We start from the raw sequence: 2,116 nt of genomic DNA on the forward strand, positions 1-2,116 counted from the left end.
ACCCGGGCACGCGAAGCCGCCGCGCACGCCGCCGACCGCGCGAGTGCCGACCTCGACGCAGCGGAGGCGGCCGCGGGCGCCGCCGAGCGACCGCGCTGATCGACACCGCTCCACCGGCCGGGCCCGGGCCGACGACTCGCCCGGCCGCGCGCCCGCAGTGCCATCCGTCGCCCGCTGTCAAGCCCCGAGACCGGTCGGATCGCTCGCGCTAGCCTCCCCGGAAGGGGGAGCCGATGACCGAACGCGTCGACACCGAGATCACGCTCGAGCGGGAGTGGCCGCCGGGCGTGAAGGCCGCGGTGCTCGTCGTGGCCGGAGCGTCGGCGCTCGTGCACGTGTCGGGCATCTGGTTCACGCTGCCGGTCTCGATGGCCGCGCTGGTCCTCGCCGAGATCGCGGCGCCCGAGCTCGGGACCCGCACGCGCCGCTGGCTGACGGCGCTCGCGATCCTCGGCCTCGTGCTCGCGACGGGGCGGATCCTCACGACCCTCTAGCGGCGTCGTGCGGCGAGCCAGTCCGGCAGGTCAGCGATGGAGTCGAGCACCGCATCGGGACGGACCTCGCCGTCGAGGTCGGCGGGGGAGAACTTGCCGGTGCGCACCAGTACCCCCGTGAGCCCGGCCCGCTGCGCCCCGTCGACGTCGCTGCGGATGTCGTCGCCGACCATCACGACGTGGCTCGGGTCCACGCCGAGCGCGGCGACGGCGGCCCCGTAGAACGCCGGGTCCGGCTTGCCGAGCACGACCGCCTCGCGTCCCGAGGCGTGCTCGAGGGCGCGCACGAACGCACCCACGTCGAGCCGCAGCCCGTCGGGCGCGCGCCAGTACCGGGTGAGTCCGAGTGCGACGAGCGGCACCTGCGCGTCGGCCATGAGCAGCCGGAACGCCCGGTTCAGCGTGGCGAAGTCCCACCCCTCGCCGAGGTCGCCCACGACCACGGCGCCCGCACCCTCGTCGGCGGATGGCGCGAGCGGCTCGAGACCGGCGAACTCGGTCGTCGTGGCATCCGGCACGAAGAGCGCCGGACGCTCGATGCCCTCGCGCCGCAGCCACGCGGCGGCGGCGACCGCGGGGGTGAGGATGCGCTCGGCGTCGGCGCCGACCCCCAGCCGTGCGAGGCTGGCGACGATCGCGCTGCGGGGACGGGACGTCGTATTGGTCAGGTAGCAGTACGGCACGCCCTCGGCGTCGAGGCGGGCCACCGCCTCGGGAGCGCCCGCGATCGCCTCGTCGCCGACGTAGACCACGCCGTCGAGATCGAGCAGCACACCGGTCATGAGCCCATCATGCTCGCTCAGAGGCCGGTACTGCTCAGCACCTCGCTCGCGGCGATCTTCATGGTGCCGCCCTCGTCGACGAGGCGGTACGCCGTGACCTCGCGCACGACCCGCCCGTCGGCGAACGTGTACGTCAGGGTCGCCTGCGCCTCGCCCGGCGCGGTCGCGACGACGTCGGCGATGGCGACGTCGGTGATGTCGCCCCAGAACGCCTGGTAGGCGTCGCGGCCGCCCACGTGGTTCACCTGGTAGTCGGCGGTCATGAGGGTCCAGGCGGTGTCGAGGTCGCCGGGCATCAGCGCGTAGTAGTCCTGCAGCGCGTCGACCGTGCGCTGCTCCTCGCTCGGGGGCGGTGGTTCGGCGGTCTCGGGCGCGGGCTCGGGGGTCTCGGCCGGGGCCGGCGGCTCCGCTTCCTCGGTCTCGGCGGGCGGCTCGGACGTCGCCGCGGGCTCGGTCTCGGGCGGCGCGGCGGTCTCGCCGCCCTGCTGCAGGCCGGTGAGCAGCAGGATGGTGCCGATCGTCAGCAGCGCGGCGGTCACGAGCGCACCGATCAGGATCGCCGTGCGTCCCGGGCGGCGACCGGACGGACGGTCGTCGGCGGCCGGCTCCTCGGGCGGGGCAGCGGCGGCGGGGGTGTCGGCCATCCACGGGAAGAGCGGTTCGGCCAGGCGCTCCGGACGCGCGACGGCCGGTTCGGCGTCCTGCGCGGCGTCGGCGGCCCCCTGGGCGGGCTCGCCGGGCTCGCCGGACTCGTCGAGCGACTCGGTGGCGGCGGTGGCGCCGAGGACGCGCGTGTCGACGTCGTCCGCAGCGGCGGCACTCCCGGCGGCGGCCGCGGCG

2 protein-coding genes and 1 pseudogene are annotated in these 2,116 nt (G+C 75.9%); 1 reads left to right on the forward strand and 2 read right to left on the reverse strand.

Going from position 1 to position 2,116, the window contains the following annotated elements; all coding sequences use genetic code 11:
* The first annotated feature begins 233 nt into the window (after positions 1–233).
* Entirely contained in the window at positions 234–494 is a 261-nt protein-coding gene (locus AVP42_RS11875) for a hypothetical protein (protein ID WP_067949310.1), read from the forward strand.
* On the opposite strand, the gene AVP42_RS11880 is transcribed toward AVP42_RS11875, so the two are convergent.
* Together AVP42_RS11880 and AVP42_RS16735 are read right to left on the reverse strand one after the other, a co-directional pair.
* Positions 491–1,276 carry a TIGR01458 family HAD-type hydrolase gene (locus AVP42_RS11880; protein WP_067949312.1) on the reverse strand — a complete coding sequence of 262 codons (786 nt, stop codon included), beginning with the start codon at positions 1,274–1,276 and terminating at the stop codon, positions 491–493. The two genes, AVP42_RS11875 and AVP42_RS11880, sit on opposite strands and share 4 nt — an antisense overlap.
* Positions 1,277–1,293: 17 nt before the next feature.
* Positions 1,294–2,116, reverse strand: a pseudogene (locus AVP42_RS16735) (hypothetical protein); the annotation flags it as partial.

This window comes from Agromyces sp. NDB4Y10 (assembly GCF_001620055.1).
Lineage (GTDB): Bacteria > Actinomycetota > Actinomycetes > Actinomycetales > Microbacteriaceae > Agromyces > Agromyces indicus.

What these genes read in the sequence shown, in the direction of transcription:
- AVP42_RS11875 (WP_067949310.1), top strand. Translation starts at nt 234, where the DNA reads ATGACCGAACGCGTCGACACCGAGATCACGCTCGAGCGGGAGTGGCCG.
- AVP42_RS11880 (WP_067949312.1), bottom strand. Translation starts at nt 1,276, where the DNA reads ATGACCGGTGTGCTGCTCGATCTCGACGGCGTGGTCTACGTCGGCGAC.